The following is a 14,035-nucleotide window of genomic DNA, read 5'->3' on the forward strand; positions in this document are numbered from 1 at the left end:
TGGCGCGGTTGTTTTATTCAAAGCTTTTGTTTTGCGGGTGGGGGGTGCCCCCCCGCCCGCGGTGGCCCGGGGGGGCGGGGCGAGGCTTCAGCTCTTCGGCGAGAACCCGAAGATCGACGGGTAGGCATTGGTGGGCCAGAACTCGAGGTTCGTGTTCGCGTCCACCGCGTAGGTCCCCTGGACCCGGAAGAACGGCGCGAACCAGGCCTGCTCGACGATGTACGCGTTGAGGTCCTTCGTGGCCTGCTCGGCGTCGTCGCCGCCCATCTGGATGGTGGCGATGTACTCGTCGACCTGCGGGTCCTGCGAGCGGAACGGGTTGAAGGTCGCCTGGGGGGCGATCATGAAGTTGATCAGCTGCCAGTCGGGGTTCTGCTCCAGCGCCATCCATGTCGCCGGGTACTTCGGCGCGAGCATGTCGGTGATGAAGTTGCCGGTGCCGGGGTCGGTGTAGTTCACCGTGATCCCGATGTCGGCGAGCTGCTGCGCCACGAGGTCGAACGTCGTCTGGAAAGCCGGCGTGGACATCATGTCGAGCGTGAAGCCGTCGGGGTAGCCGGCCTCGGCGAGCAGCTCCTTGGCGGCCTCGGGGTCGTATCCGTAGGTGCTGTCGAGCGCCTCGTCGTAGCCGACGGACGTCTCGGGGAAGACCTGCTCGGTCACCGTGCCGTAGCCGGCCTGCAGAGCGTCGAGCAGCGCCTCGCGGTCGAACGCCATGTTGATGGCCTGGCGCACCCGCACGTCGGCCAGCTCGGGGGCCATGGTTCCGGCGCGGTCGAAGAGCAGGAGGCCCTGGAAGTCGAGCTCGTTGGACTCGATCGTCCAGCCGGATGCCTCGATCTCGGGGATCGTGTCGTTGTTGACGATCTTCGCGCCGTTCGCCTCGCCCGCCTTGAGCGCGTTCAGCGTCGCCGTCGGGTCCTCGATGACGTTGATCGTGAGGTTGTCGTACTTGACGGCGTCGGGGTTCCAGTAGTCCGGGTTGGCGGTGTACACGTACGTGGTGCCGGTGACCGTCGCCGCGGTGTCGAGGATGTAGGGGCCGGAGCCGACCGGCTCGGTGGCGGAGTCCGGGTCGTCGAACGTCGACGGCGCCTGGATGAGGCCCGGGGCGATCGACAGCAGGTTCACGAGCGAGGGGTCGGGCGTGGGCTGCGTGATGGTGACGGTCGTCGGGTCGACCGCGGCGAACTCCTTGCCGGCGAGGGTGGCGGCCTGCGGGGCGGTGCCGTCGCGGAAGCGCTCGAGGCTGGCGACGACGGCGTCGGCGTCCAGCGGCGTGCCGTCGGTGAACTCGACGTCGTCGCGCAGGGTCAGGGTCAGCACGGTGTTGTCGTCGTTGTACTCCCACTCGGTGGCGAGCCACGGCTCGATCTCACCGGCGGCGTTCTTCTGCAGCAGCGTGTCGAACACCGCCTGGAAGAACGGGCTGCGGTTGCCGTATTCGGCGCCCTGGCCGATGTCGTAGCTCGTGGGCCCGATGATCGCGGTGAGCGTGAGCCGGTCTGCCCGGCCGGATTCGCCTGCGCCCGACCCGTCGTCCCCGGCACCGGCGCAGCCGGTGAGGGCGAGAGCGGCGATCGCGATGGTGGCTGCTGTGGCCTTCCAACGGAACATCCTTGGTCCCTTCATAGGTGGCGATGCCCCTGCGGATCGCCTTCTGGCGGGAGACGCTAACACCAATTCCTAGTCAACGCTAGGTTTTTGACGCAAAAATCTAGCGTGCGCTCGAATTTCGTTATAGAACGGAGGGGAAGGAACCCGGCGGCCACCGATGTAGGTGCGCGAGACGACCCGGGGATACGGTGAGACGATGACCGAGACCACCTCCGCCGCAGCGCGGAAGGGGACCGCTCCCACGCGGACGCGCAAGCCGCGCGGCGAGTATGCGAAGTCGGCGGCGACGCGGACGGCGATCCTGGATGCAGCCCTCGAGGTGTTCGCCGAATCCGGATATCGAGCCGGATCCCTGCGGGAGGTCGCCGAGCGCGTGGGCATGAGCGAGGCCGGGCTGCTTCACCACTTCCGAAGCAAGAGCGCACTGCTTCAGGCGGTGCTCGACCACCGAGACGACCTGGCGCGCGAACTCGTCGACTTCGACGTGCCCGACGGCGTCGAGGCCCTGCGCGGCCTCGTCGCGCTCGCGCGGCACAATGCGTCCATCCCGGGGGTCGTCGAGCTCTACTGCACGCTTTCGGCAGAGGCGACGTCGTCCGATCATCCCGCCCACGGGTACTTCGTGCAGCGATACGAATACGTGCGGGAGAGCACCACCCGCGCCTTCGCGCGCATCGCCTCCGCCGATCGGCTGCTGCCGGGGGTCGACCCGCGACGTGCGGCGGTCGCGACGATCGCGCTCATGGACGGCCTCCAGGTGCAATGGCTCCTCGACCCGTCGTCGACGGACATGGCCGAGGCGCTGGCGGAGTTCTTCCGCGGCATGATCAGCGGCTACGACCTCGCGGGGATCGAAGCGGTGCTCGATGCGAGATCGGGCGGCGCTGAACCCGCGGACGGCGCCGGGGCGGACCCGGGACCCGCGGAGGCCGACGGCTCCCGCGAGGTCGGCGCGTGATCCGGCAGCCGTTCCTCGAGGGCTGGACCGTCGGTCCCAAGCTCGGTGCCTTCGAGGCGCCCACGCCCGAGTCGGTCCCGCGGCCCGTCCGGCTGCCGCACGACGCCGTGCGCGACCTGCCGCGGTCCTCCGGCAGCGACCAGGGCGTGCACACCGGCTACGTGCAGGGCGGGGTGTTCGAGTACGCGAAGACGATCGACGTACCCGCTTCGTGGCGCGACAAGACGGTGCGGCTCGAGTTCGAGGGTGTCTACCGTGACGCGGTCGTCTTCGTCAACGGCGACGCGGTCGTGCACGAGCCGAACGGCTACAACGCCTTCGAGGCGGTGCTGGACCCGTATCTGCGCCACGGGGAGGCGAACCGCATCACCGTCGAAGCCCGCGCGCACCGCGACAGCCGATGGTACTCCGGCGCGGGCATCTATCGTCCCGTGCACCTCGTCGTCGCCGATCCGGTGCACATCCCGCTCGACGGCACCGTCGTCACGACCCCCGACATCGACGCCGACCGTGCGATCGTGAACGTGGCGACGACCGTGCGGAACGGCTCGCGCCACACGCGCACGCTGCGGCTCACGTGGACGGTCGCGGGACCCGACGGCGCGCAGGTCGCGACCGGGTCAGCGCCCGTGACCGTGCTCCCCGGGAGCGAGGCCGTCGCACGGCTCCGCCTCGCGGTCGAGGCGCCGGCGCTCTGGAGCGAGGCGTCGCCCGCGCTGCACCGGGTGCGCACCGCCCTCACGGCCGAGGACGGAACCGAGCTGGACACGGATGCCGCGAGCTTCGGCATCCGTCGCCTCCAAGTGGACGCGCGGCGCGGCCTGCGGATCAACGGCGAGCCCGTGACGCTCCGGGGCGCCTGCGTCCACCACGACGGCGGGCCGCTCGGCGCCGCCACCTTCGCCGACGCGGAGGACCGGCGGGTGCGGCTCCTCAAGGAGGCGGGCTTCAACGCCCTGCGCAGCGCGCACAACCCGATGAGCCGCGCGATGCTGGACGCGTGCGACCGGCACGGCGTGTTCGTCATGGACGAGCTCACCGACACCTGGACACGGTCGAAGGTGGCCTTCGACGCCGCGCCGGGGTTCGCCGAGCGATGGCGGCGCGACGTCGACGCCCTCGTCGCGAAGGACCTCAACCACCCGAGCGTCATCATGTACTCGATCGGCAACGAGATCCTCGAGCTCGCGTCGCCCGCCGGGTCGGCGTGGAGCAGGCGCCTGGCCGAGCGGATCCGCGAGCGCGACGACACCCGTCTGGTCACCAACGGCATCAACGGCATCATCGCCAACCTCGACCGCATGCGGGAGGCCGATGCCGGGCCGGAGGGCGAGGGAGAGCCCACCGATCCGAACACCATGATGGCGACGATGGGCGACGTGATGGCCCGCGCCAACGCGTCGGAGCTCGTGACGGCGTCGACCGAGGAGTCGGCGTCGGTGCTCGACGTCGTGGGGTTCAACTACGCGGAGTCCCGCTACGAGCTGGATGCCGAGCTGTTCCCGAACCGGGTCATCGTGGGCTCCGAGACCTTCCCCTCGCGGATCGAGAAGATGTGGGAGCTGGTCCAGCGCCTGCCGCACGTCATCGGCGACTTCACCTGGACGGGGTGGGACTACCTGGGGGAGGCCGGCATCGGCCGCGTCGACTACACCGATGAGCCCGGCTATCAGCCGACCGGGACCGCCGGACCGTTCCCGCATCTGCTCGCCGGCTGCGGCGACCTCGACATCACCGGCCACCGCCGCCCCGCCTCGTACTACCGCGAGATCGTCTTCGGGCTGCGCACCGAGCCGTACCTGGCGGTGCATCCGCCCCGGCACCACGGCCGGCCCACGGCGACCACGCCGTGGTCGTGGGACGACTCGGTGTCGTCATGGACGTGGGATGCCGCGCCCGGCGCCCCGGTCACCGTCGACGTCTACGCGCCCGCGGAGGAGGTCGAGCTGCAGCTCGACGGCGTCTCGCTGGGCGTGGCGCCGGTCGGCGCCGAGAAGTCGTTCCGTGCGCGCTTCGAGACGGAGTACCGGCCGGGCGAGCTGGTCGCCGTCGCGCGCTCCGGCGGTCGCGAGGTCGGCCGCACGACGCTGCGCACCGCGGCGGACACCGCCCTCGTGGCGATGGCCGAGCGCGACGAGATCACGACGGACGGCCTCGGCTTCGTCCGGATCCTCCTCGCCGATGCGAACGGGGTCGTCGCGTGCGACGCCGATCGCGCGGTCACCGTGACGGTCGAGGGCGATGCCGAGCTCGTCGGCCTCGGCACCGGGCGCATCCGCACCGAGGAGTCCTTCGCGGGCCCCGCCGTCACGACGCACGACGGGCGGGCGCTCGCGATCGTGCGGGCGACGGGGCCGGGACGGGCGACGGTGACGGTGGCGGCCGACGGCCTGGCCGCGGCATCCGTCACCCTCACCGTCTCCTGACGCGGACCGCGGTGCCGCGCGGCGACGTCAGCTCGCGCGGCGGACGCGCACGTCGCCCTTGTCCTCGGGCACGACGCGGATCGGGGTGGTGCCGGCGACCTCGTCGCTGAACTCCTCGGGAGCGATGACCGAGAGGGGGCGCGTCTCGTCGAGCGTCAGGCGGAACCGCCTGTGCTCGTGGCGGTGGAGCCGGCCCGAGACGAAGAGCCAGGTCGCACCGATCGCGAAAGCCACGAAGGCCGCTGCCGCGCCGAGGAGGATCGCCACGCGCGGACCCCACTCCGCCGCCACCCATCCGACGATGGGTGCGCCGATCGGCGTGCCGCCCATGAGGATCGCCATGTACAGGGCCAGCACCCGGCCGCGCAGCACGGGATCGGTCGTGGTCTGCACGTAGCCGTTGGCGGTCGTCATCATCGTCACCACGGCGAAGCCGGTGAACATGAGCGTGACGGCATACAGCCAGTACGAGGGCATGAAGGCTGACACGAGGGCGGCGAATCCGAACATCGCCGTGCCGGCGATGAGCACCCGCAGCCGCGCGCGATCGCGCCGTGCCGCCATGAGGGCTCCGGCGACCGAGCCGATGGCGAGGATCGAGCTCAGCAGTCCGAAGCCGTCGGCCTCCTTGCCGAACTCGACCGCCATCGTCGAGGCCAGGATCGGGAAGTTCATGCCGAACGCGCCGATGAGGAACACCATCGCGAAGGTGACGATCAGGTCGGGTCGCCCGGCCACGTAGCGGAAGCCGTCGGCGAGCCGCGACGACTGGGGCGCCTTCACGCGCGGGATGAGCTCGTGGGTGCGGATGAGCACGAGCGCGGCGAGCATCGCGAGGAAGGTGACGGCGTTGGCGACGAACACCCACCCGGTTCCGACCGCCACGATGACGATGCCGGCGACGGCCGGGCCGATCATGCGGGCGCCGTTGAACGACGCGGCGTTCAGCGCGACGGCGTTGGAGGCGTTCTCGCGTGCCACGAGGTCCGACACGAACGCCTGGCGCGCCGGGTTGTCGAACGCGGCCACGACGCCGAGGGCGAGGGCGAATGCGTACATGATCAGCAGGTTCATGACGCCGGCGAAGATCAGCGCGCCGATGCCGAGTCCGAGGATCAGCAGCAGGCTCTGCGTCACCAGCAGGAGCCGGCGGCGGTCGAACCGGTCCGCGACGAGGCCCGTCACGCCGACCAGCAGCAGCGGCGGCGCGAACTGCAGCGCCATCGTGACGCCCATCGCGGCGGCGTCGTTGTCGGTGAGCTCGGTGAGCACGACCCAGCTGATGGCCGTCGCCTGCATCCACGCGCCGATGTTCGACACCAGCGCGCCGATGAACCAGACGCGGTAGTTGAAGGCGGAGAAGGACCGGAACATCGCGCTCATCGATCGACCATCCGCTGCATGATCTCGGCGGCGGCCTCGAGCGTCTCGCGCTCGCGCGCGGTGAGCTGGGCGAGGGATGCCTCGACCCACGCGTCGCGGCGGCGCGCGGTCTCTTCGACGACCGCCTCGCCCTCGGGCGTGAGCGAGATGACGACCTTGCGGCCGTCCCGCTCGTCGGCGCCGCGCACGATGTAGCCCGACTCCTGGAGGCAGTTGACGGTGCGGTTCATCGAGGGAGCCGAGACCCGCTCCCGCTCGGCGAGCTCGCCGAGCGTGTGGGGACCGTGCACCTTGAGGGCGGCGAGGACGGCGAACTGGCCGTCGCTCATCGAGTCGACGGCGCGCTGCGTGCGCATGCGCCGCGCGAGACGGAAGATCGCGATCCGGAGGCGGGAGGCGGCAGGGGAGAGGTCCGGCTGGTCGACGGCGCTCGGGCCGGTCGCTGTCGTGGTGGTCTCGTCGCTGCTCATACGGTTAGTTAGCTTAGCTCATTAGTCTTGCTAAACAAAGTCGGAAAGCGGATGCCGCGCCCCGGCGCGCACCGCATGCGGCGGGCGGCGGCATCCGTCCGCATAGACTCCTGCGCATGCCCGAGTTCATCGATGCCCACGGCATCACGATCTTCTTCGATGTCCACCCGGCGAAGACCGAGCCGCGGGCTGTCGTGCAGCTCCTGCACGGCATCGGTGAGCACGCCGGGAGGTACGCCGCCCTCATCGAGGCACTCACCGGACAGGGCTGCACCGTCTACGCGGCCGACCACCGCGGCCACGGCCGCACCGGAATGGCGCAGCACGGTGGCGATGCCTCTCGGCTCGGCCACCTGGGTCCCGGGGGCCTGCGCGCCGCACTGGCCGCCATGTGGCAGTTCACCGAGCACATCCGCGCCGAGAATCAGGAGCTGCCGCTCGTGCTGCTGGGGCATTCGGGCGGATCGATCCTCGCGCAGATGCTGGTCAACGCCCACCCCGACGCGTATGACGGTCTCGTCCTCACCGGCTCGGCCCTGCGGATGCCGCGCTGGATCCGCACGACCGCGCTCAACAAACCGTGGGACGGGCCCGGTGCGATGGGCACGGAGTGGCTCTCGAGCGATCTCGCCGTGGGGCGAGCGTTCCTGGACGACCCCTTGACCACCAGCGAGGACCCGCTCAAGCTCATCGGGATCCCGGACTCCCTCCGGATGTACGGTCTTCCGCTGCGCGACTCGCCGCGCGACCTGCCCACCCTGCTCATGGTGGGTCGCGACGACCGGGTCGGCGGCCCGCGCAGCGTCCACCGGCTCGCCGACGCGTACCGGACGCGCTCGGGGTTCACCGACGTCACGACCCTCGTCTACCCCGGCGCCCGCCACGAGATCTTCAACGAGGTCATGCAGAAGGATGTGCGCGCCGATCTCCTCGCGTGGCTCGACCGGCGGTTCCCGGCGAAGGGCTGATCGCCCCGGCTCGGCAATAGGCTGAGCGGATGCACGGCGAATACAAGGTGCCCGGCGGGAAGCTCGTCGTCGTCGACCTCGAGGAGCGCGATGGCCGCATCGCGGACTTCCACCTCGCGGGCGACTTCTTCCTCGAGCCGGACGACGCGCTCGACGACATCGACGCGGCGGTCAACGGCCTCCCGGTCGAGGCGGACGTCGCCGCGATCGCCGCGGCCGTGCGCTCCGCGCTCCCCGAGGGCGCCCAGCTGCTCGGCTTCACGCCCGAGGCGGTGGGCACGGCGGTGCGCCGGGCCTTGGTCACCGCGCCCGGCTGGCGGGACTTCGACTGGGAGATCGTGCACGAGCGCCCGGTCTCGCCGCGCATGAACCTGGCGCTCGACGAAGTGCTCACCGCCCGGGTCGGCGACGGCCGGCGGCGCCCGACGCTGCGCATCTGGGAGTGGAACGAGAACGCCGTGGTCATCGGGTCGTTCCAGTCGCTGCGCAACGAGGTGGATCCCGAGGGTGCCGCGCGCCACGGCTTCGACGTCGTGCGCCGCATCTCGGGCGGGGGCGCCATGCTCATGGGCGCGAACTCGATCATCACGTACTCGCTCTACGTCCCGGCATCGCTCGTCGCCGGTCTCACCTTCGCGGACTCGTACGCGTTCCTCGACGACTGGGTGCTGCAGGGGCTGCGCGCCCTGGGCGTCGACGCCACCTACCAGCCGCTCAACGACATCGCCTCGCCGCAGGGCAAGATCGGCGGCGCCGCGCAGAAGCGACTGGCGAACGGGGGAGTGCTGCACCACGCGACGCTCAGCTACGACATGGACGGCCAGATGATGACCGAGGTGCTCCGCATCGGGCGCGAGAAGCTGAGCGACAAGGGCACGACCTCGGCCGCGAAGCGCGTCGATCCGCTGCGTCGCCAGACCGGGCTGCCGCGCGAGGCGATCATCGCCAAGCTCGAGCAGACGTTCACGAAGCTCTACGGCGCCGTGCCCGGGCGCATCGCCGAGGACGAGTACGCCGAGGCGGAGGCGCTCGTGGAGTCCAAGTTCGCCACCGACGCGTGGCTGCGCCGGGTGCCGTGACCGACGACGGGCCGGCCCCCGCGCCCGCCGAGGGGGCCGTCGAGATCCACGAGGGCGACAACCTCGACGTCGTCCGCGGCTTCGCCGACGCCTCCTTCACGCTCATCTACCTCGACCCGCCGTTCAACACCGGCCGCACGCAGGAGCGGGCCGTCGAGACGGCGCGGACGCGGCATCCGTCCCCCGTCGAGCAGGCGGCGGAACCCGCCGGGATCGTGCGACGCGGGTTCCACGGGCGCGAGTACGAGCGGATCCGCGGCGACCTTCGCGCCTACGACGACCGGTTCGACGACTACTGGGGCTTCCTCGAGCCGCGACTGCTCGAGGCGTGGCGGCTTCTCACCGAGGACGGCACCCTCTACCTCCACCTCGACTACCGCGAGGCTCACTACGCCAAGGTGCTCATGGACGCCCTCGTGGGGCGGGAGCGGTTCCTCAACGAGCTCATCTGGGCGTACGACTTCGGCGCCAAGACGCGCAAGCGCTGGCCGACCAAGCACGACACGATCCTGGTGTACGTGAAGGATCCGCGGGCGTACTGGTTCGACTCCGACGCCGTCGACCGCGAGCCCTACATGGCGCCGGGGCTCGTGACGGCGGAGAAGGCCGAGCGGGGCAAGCTGCCCACCGACGTCTGGTGGCACACGATCGTGCCGACGACCGGGCGTGAGAAGACCGGGTATCCCACCCAGAAGCCCGAGGGCATCCTGCGCCGCATCGTGCAGGCGTCCTCGCGCCCCGGCGACCGTGTGCTCGACTTCTTCGCGGGGAGCGGCACCACCGGCGCCGTCGCGTCGTCACTCGGCCGCGACGCGGTGCTCGTGGACCACAACCCCGAGGCGATCGCGGTCATGCGACAGCGGATGCCGCGCGCCCGCGTGGTCGCGGACTGACCGGGCGGCCGGCGGGCCGGGCGACCGGCGGAATATACCCCTCCGCGAGGCGGTCGTCGAGCCTCCGCGGCGCCGGGGGGCGGCATCCGTCACCCGCTCTAGGGTGGGAGCCATGCGCTTCGGAACCTTCATCCCCCAAGGCTGGCGATTCGATCTCGTGGGCATCGACCCCTCCGCCCACTGGGAGGTGATGAACGGCCTCGCGCAGCGCGCGGATGCAGGCCCGTGGGAGTCGCTGTGGGTGTACGACCACTTCCACACGACCCCGGTGCACTCGGACGAGGCGACGCACGAGGCGTGGACGCTGATGGCCGCCTTCGCGGCCTCGACCAGCCGCATCCGTCTCGGCCAGATGTGCACGTGCATGGGCTACCGCAACCCCGCGTATCTCGCGAAGGTCGCCGCGACGGTCGACATCGTGTCGGGCGGCCGCACCGAGATGGGCATCGGCGGCGGCTGGTACGAGCACGAGTGGAACGCGTACGGCTACGGGTTCCCGCCGGTCCCCGAGCGGCTGCGGATGCTCCGCGAAGGCGTCGACATCATGCAGCAGGCGTGGACCACCGGCCGGGCGACGCTCGACGGCCGGCACTACCAGGTCGACGGCGCGATCGTGCAGCCGCTGCCGCTGCAGGACGGCGGCATCCCGTTCTGGATCGCCGGCGGCGGCGAGAAGGTCACGCTCAAGATCGCTGCGAAGTACGCGTCGTACACGAACTTCTCGGGATCGCTCGAGGACATCGACCGCAAGAGCGCCGTGCTGCGTGAACACTGCGACGCGCTGGGACGCGACTTCTCCGAGATCACGCGCAGCTCGAACTTCAACACGATCGTCGGGGCGACCGAGGGTGAGGCCCGCGAGCGGCTCGCCGTCGTCAAGGAGCGGCTGCTCCCGCACGTCGGGCAGGAGCGGGCCGACCACATCGAGCACGAGTACCTCGCGTCGCCCGGGTTCGGCTCGGTGGAGCAGGTCGTCGAGCAGCTCGCCGAGCGCGAGCGGCACGGCATCGCCTATGCGATCCACTACTTCCCCGAGGCGGCCTACGACGTGTCGGGCATGGAGCTGTTCGAGCGCGAGGTCGTTCCGGCGCTGCGCTGATCGACGCTTCGTTCAGACGAGCGCGCGGACGCTGCGGTAGCCGTCGCCGATGACGTCGGAGGCGGATGCCTCGCCGCCGAAGACGCGCGTCGTCCCCGGCGTGCTCGACCAGGCCGGCCAGCCGGGGTCGTCGCCGCGCACCAGCGCCACCGCGGCGCCGTGGAGTGCGGCGGCGATCCGCCGCGGGGGCGCGTCTCCCGCGATCGCGGCGACGCCGGGCTCGTCGAGGCAGTCGAACCAGAACGGCACGTCGAGGCAGTGCAGGGCCCACCGCTTCGTCGGGGAGGGCCACGAGAAGCGATACACCCAGGTGGGCGCTGCGCCCCGCGCCTCGGCGACCCTCGCCACCGTGGAGCGGAAGATCGCGTCGGTGACATAGCGGCCGAGCACGGCGGCCGTGCCCTTGCGCCGCTGCGCCGCGTTGTCGGCGAGGTAATCGCGGCGGCGATCGCGCGGCACGCCCAGCCTCGAGAGCGCGAGACCGGCCGGGACCAGGCGCAGCGCGCGCGCCGCCCCGTCCAGGACCATCGTGAACTCGTCGTCCGTCGAACCCAGCACGAGCGGCTTGTCGGCGCCGACGCCGTCCCGCAGCGCGGCGACCGTCGGCTGCGGCACGAGGTCTCCGTCGACGGCGGGGCCCCACGAGAGCCCGTCGTCCAGCATGGCGCGGACGCCGGCGAGGCGGTCGCGCGAGGGGGCCCGGCTCGCCTTCGACTGCAGCCCGTGCAGCGTCGCCTCCGGCGCCGAGGCGAAGCCGTCGCGCGTCGGGGCGACGCCCGCGAGCGCCGCGAGCCGGGCCGAGGCGGCCTCGGCGCGGTCAGGCGGCACGTCCGCCAGGGCGGCGGACAGCGCCCACGCCGAGTGGAAAAGGTGCTGGGCGGCCGGCAGCGCGAGCAGCCGCAGCACCGCGCCTCCGCCGGCGGACTGGCCGGCGATCGTCACACGCGAGGGGTCGCCCCCGAAGTTCGCGATGTCGTCCTGCACCCACTGCAGCGCCGCGAGCCAGTCGCGCACGCCTCGATTGGACGGGGCGCCGTCGATGCGGCCGAATCCGTCGAAGCCGAGGCGGTACGAGATCGTCACGGTGACGACGCCGTCGCGGTTGAAGGCGCGGCCGTCGTACCAGGGACTCGCGGGTGAGCCGGAGACGTAGCCGCCCCCGTGGATCCACACGAGCACCGGCAGCGGCGTCCCGGTCGCTCCGGGTGCCGGCGTGAAGACGTTGACGTTGAGCGTCGACTCGCCCGGCACCGACGGCTCGGGGATGAGCGTGATCCCGGTGTCGCCGCGCTGCGCGGTCGCGCCGAACTCGAGGGCGTCGCGAACCCCCTCCCACGGGTCGACCGGCACGGGAGCGGCGAACCGGAGGTCCCCGACGGGAGCCTTGGCGAACGGGATGCCGAGGAACGCCGCCGACCCGCCGGCGCCGGGCTCGCCGCGCCAGGCGCCGCGGACCCGTCCGGTCGTCGTGCGTGCCTCGGCGTACCGGATGGTCGTGGTGGTGTCGGTCATCGCTTCTCCGTGGTGAGCAGTTCGAACAGGGCGTCGATCGTTGCGGCCATGTCGACGTCGGGCTGCTGCATCCACTGCAGCTGCAGTCCGTCGGCGACGGCCTGGAAGATCCTCGCGAGCGTCGCGGGGTCGATCCGGTCCGTGATCTCGCCCGACTCCTGCCCGGCGGCGATCGCTGCGGCGAAGTAGCCGCGCAGGGTCTCGCCGCGCGCCACGAAGAACCGGTGGGCGGGATGCTCCGGATCGGCGGCGTCGACCGACAGCCGCGCGAAGAGCTGCACGAGCCCCGGGACCTCGGCGTTGTGACGGACGATCCCGACGTACCCGTCCCGGAGCTCGCGGAGGTCGGCCGGTGCGGCCTCCGGTGAGGCCGTCGCGGCGTCGAGCCCCATGTCGGCCGAGTCCCGTTCGTCGCGCTTGCGGAGGATCTCGGTGAACAGCTCCTCCTTGCCCTCGAAGTAGTGGAGGAGTCCCGCCTGGCTGAGGCCGACGGCATCCGCCAGCTCTTTCACCGACGCGCCTCGGTACCCCTCACGGGCGATGACCTCCAGCGCGCGCGTGAGGATCTCCTCGCGCTTGGCCACCCCCTTGGCGTAGGAGCCCCGCCGCCCCGTGCCGTTCTCTGCCATAGCTCACAGTAAACCCGAGCGGTGCTCGATTTCTCCGGCGGGGCTCGTCAAGGACCGGCTGCCGGGTCGGATGCCTCGGCCCGGGCGGTCGCGGGGACCGAGGGCCGAGGCATCCGTCGTCGTCAGCTCTTCAGGAAGGCGAGCAGCGCCTCGTTCACCTCGGCGCCGTGCGTCCACAGCAGGCCGTGCGGCGCGCCTTCGAGCTCGACGTAGGTCGCGTCGGGGAGGAGCTCCTTGAAGCGCCGGGCGGTCACGTCGATCGGCAGGATGTTGTCGGCCGTGCCGTGGAGGATGAGCGCCGGCACGTCGATCGATCCGATGTCGCCGCGGAAGTCGGTCGGCCACGTCAGCGGCGCCGCGGCGATCGCGGCGTTCCCCGCGTAGCTCGCGACCTGGACGCTCGCGTCGAGAGCCTCCTGCGAGATGCGGGTGCCGAGGTTGTCGTCGAGGTTGTAGAAGTCCTTGTAGAACCCGGCGATGAACGCGTAGCGGTCCTCGCGCACCGACTGCGCGATGCCGTCGAAGAACTCCTGGGGGCCGGCGCCGCCCGGGTTGTCGTCGGTCTTCAGCAGGTACGGCTCGAGCGACCCGAGGAAGGCCGCCTTCGCCACGCGGCCGCTGCCGTACCGCGACAGGTAGCGTGCGATCTCGCCGGTGCCCATCGAGAAGCCCACCAGGACCGCGTCGCGGAGGTCGAGGTCCTCGACGAGGGCGTGCAGGTCGGACGCGAACGTGTCGTAGTCGTAGCCCGACCCGGCCTTGGTCGACGCGCCGAAGCCGCGTCGGTCGTAGGCGATGACGCGGTAGCCGGCGTCCAGGAGCGCCGCCTGCTGCTTGCCCCACGACTCGCCGTTGAGCGGGAACCCGTGGATCAGCACGACCGGCTGCGCATCGGCCGGTCCCTGATCGGTGTAGTAGATGTCGATGTCGACCGAGTTCTCGGTTCCGACGGTGATGTACGCCACGATCGCTCCCTTACACGCGCGGACCGGATGCCCGCG

The 14,035-nt window shown here is 71.2% G+C and carries 12 protein-coding genes; 6 read left to right on the plus strand and 6 right to left on the minus strand.

The genetic code is table 11. From position 1 onward, the window contains the following. Nucleotides 1-87 precede the first annotated feature (87 nt). A complete protein-coding gene (locus ACFRAL_RS16360; RefSeq protein ID WP_336394518.1) occupies nucleotides 88-1,617 on the minus strand; it encodes an ABC transporter substrate-binding protein in 1,530 nt (509 codons plus the stop codon). A 196-nt stretch (nucleotides 1,618-1,813) separates the two neighbouring features. Between ACFRAL_RS16360 and ACFRAL_RS16365 the strand changes: the two genes are divergently transcribed. Together ACFRAL_RS16365 and ACFRAL_RS16370 are read left to right on the plus strand one after the other, a co-directional pair. Continuing rightward, the gene (locus ACFRAL_RS16365; RefSeq protein WP_378884931.1) at nucleotides 1,814-2,575 is read left to right on the plus strand and encodes a TetR/AcrR family transcriptional regulator; all 762 of its coding nucleotides are present in this window, start codon (nucleotides 1,814-1,816) and stop codon (nucleotides 2,573-2,575) included. Beyond that, complete coding sequence (locus ACFRAL_RS16370) at nucleotides 2,572-5,001, plus strand: glycoside hydrolase family 2 TIM barrel-domain containing protein (protein WP_378884934.1); 2,430 nt, start codon at nucleotides 2,572-2,574, stop codon at nucleotides 4,999-5,001. Before ACFRAL_RS16365 ends, ACFRAL_RS16370 begins: the two co-directional genes overlap by 4 nt. Nucleotides 5,002-5,028: 27 nt before the next feature. On the opposite strand, the gene ACFRAL_RS16375 is transcribed toward ACFRAL_RS16370, so the two are convergent. After that, nucleotides 5,029-6,384, minus strand: coding sequence for an MFS transporter (locus ACFRAL_RS16375; protein ID WP_336394521.1), 1,356 nt, complete (start codon nucleotides 6,382-6,384; stop codon nucleotides 5,029-5,031). After that, entirely contained in the window at nucleotides 6,381-6,854 is a 474-nt protein-coding gene (locus ACFRAL_RS16380; RefSeq protein ID WP_336394522.1) for a MarR family transcriptional regulator, read from the minus strand. Before ACFRAL_RS16380 ends, ACFRAL_RS16375 begins: the two co-directional genes overlap by 4 nt. Before the next feature lie 116 nt (nucleotides 6,855-6,970). Here ACFRAL_RS16380 and ACFRAL_RS16385 point away from each other — a divergent pair, with 116 nt between their 5' ends. From ACFRAL_RS16385 to ACFRAL_RS16400, 4 genes are all read left to right on the plus strand, one after another. Continuing rightward, on the plus strand, nucleotides 6,971-7,822 hold the full coding sequence (locus ACFRAL_RS16385) for an alpha/beta hydrolase (protein ID WP_336394523.1): 852 nt from the start codon (nucleotides 6,971-6,973) through the stop codon (nucleotides 7,820-7,822). A gap of 29 nt (nucleotides 7,823-7,851) precedes the next feature. Continuing rightward, the gene (locus tag ACFRAL_RS16390; protein WP_378884939.1) at nucleotides 7,852-8,901 is read left to right on the plus strand and encodes a biotin/lipoate A/B protein ligase family protein; all 1,050 of its coding nucleotides are present in this window, start codon (nucleotides 7,852-7,854) and stop codon (nucleotides 8,899-8,901) included. Continuing rightward, entirely contained in the window at nucleotides 8,880-9,794 is a 915-nt protein-coding gene (locus ACFRAL_RS16395; protein WP_378884942.1) for a DNA-methyltransferase, read from the plus strand. Before ACFRAL_RS16390 ends, ACFRAL_RS16395 begins: the two co-directional genes overlap by 22 nt. 112 nt (nucleotides 9,795-9,906) lie before the next feature. Then, a complete protein-coding gene (locus tag ACFRAL_RS16400) occupies nucleotides 9,907-10,893 on the plus strand; it encodes an LLM class F420-dependent oxidoreductase (protein ID WP_378884945.1) in 987 nt (328 codons plus the stop codon). A gap of 12 nt (nucleotides 10,894-10,905) precedes the next feature. Here ACFRAL_RS16400 and ACFRAL_RS16405 read toward each other — a convergent pair whose 3' ends face one another. The 3 genes from ACFRAL_RS16405 to ACFRAL_RS16415 all read right to left on the minus strand — a co-directional run bounded on the left by ACFRAL_RS16405 (nucleotide 10,906) and on the right by ACFRAL_RS16415 (nucleotide 13,999). Continuing rightward, on the minus strand, nucleotides 10,906-12,405 hold the full coding sequence (locus ACFRAL_RS16405; protein WP_378884948.1) for a carboxylesterase/lipase family protein: 1,500 nt from the start codon (nucleotides 12,403-12,405) through the stop codon (nucleotides 10,906-10,908). Then, nucleotides 12,402-13,034, minus strand: coding sequence for a TetR/AcrR family transcriptional regulator (locus ACFRAL_RS16410; RefSeq protein ID WP_378884951.1), 633 nt, complete (start codon nucleotides 13,032-13,034; stop codon nucleotides 12,402-12,404). Before ACFRAL_RS16410 ends, ACFRAL_RS16405 begins: the two co-directional genes overlap by 4 nt. A 122-nt stretch (nucleotides 13,035-13,156) precedes the next feature. After that, nucleotides 13,157-13,999: an alpha/beta hydrolase gene (locus ACFRAL_RS16415; protein ID WP_336394528.1), complete on the minus strand. Its 843-nt coding sequence runs from the start codon at nucleotides 13,997-13,999 to the stop codon at nucleotides 13,157-13,159. Nucleotides 14,000-14,035 lie beyond the last annotated feature (36 nt).

Source organism: Microbacterium sp. NPDC056736, from assembly GCF_042790415.1.
Taxonomy (GTDB): Bacteria; Actinomycetota; Actinomycetes; order Actinomycetales; family Microbacteriaceae; genus Microbacterium.

Coding starts and splice junctions, on each gene's coding strand:
- ACFRAL_RS16360 (WP_336394518.1), bottom strand. CDS start 1,617: ATGTTCCGTTGGAAGGCCACAGCAGCCACCATCGCGATCGCCGCTCTC.
- ACFRAL_RS16365 (WP_378884931.1), top strand. CDS start 1,814: ATGACCGAGACCACCTCCGCCGCAGCGCGGAAGGGGACCGCTCCCACG.
- ACFRAL_RS16375 (WP_336394521.1), bottom strand. CDS start 6,384: ATGAGCGCGATGTTCCGGTCCTTCTCCGCCTTCAACTACCGCGTCTGG.
- ACFRAL_RS16380 (WP_336394522.1), bottom strand. CDS start 6,854: ATGAGCAGCGACGAGACCACCACGACAGCGACCGGCCCGAGCGCCGTC.
- ACFRAL_RS16385 (WP_336394523.1), top strand. CDS start 6,971: ATGCCCGAGTTCATCGATGCCCACGGCATCACGATCTTCTTCGATGTC.
- ACFRAL_RS16390 (WP_378884939.1), top strand. CDS start 7,852: ATGCACGGCGAATACAAGGTGCCCGGCGGGAAGCTCGTCGTCGTCGAC.
- ACFRAL_RS16400 (WP_378884945.1), top strand. CDS start 9,907: ATGCGCTTCGGAACCTTCATCCCCCAAGGCTGGCGATTCGATCTCGTG.
- ACFRAL_RS16405 (WP_378884948.1), bottom strand. CDS start 12,405: ATGACCGACACCACCACGACCATCCGGTACGCCGAGGCACGCACGACG.
- ACFRAL_RS16410 (WP_378884951.1), bottom strand. CDS start 13,034: ATGGCAGAGAACGGCACGGGGCGGCGGGGCTCCTACGCCAAGGGGGTG.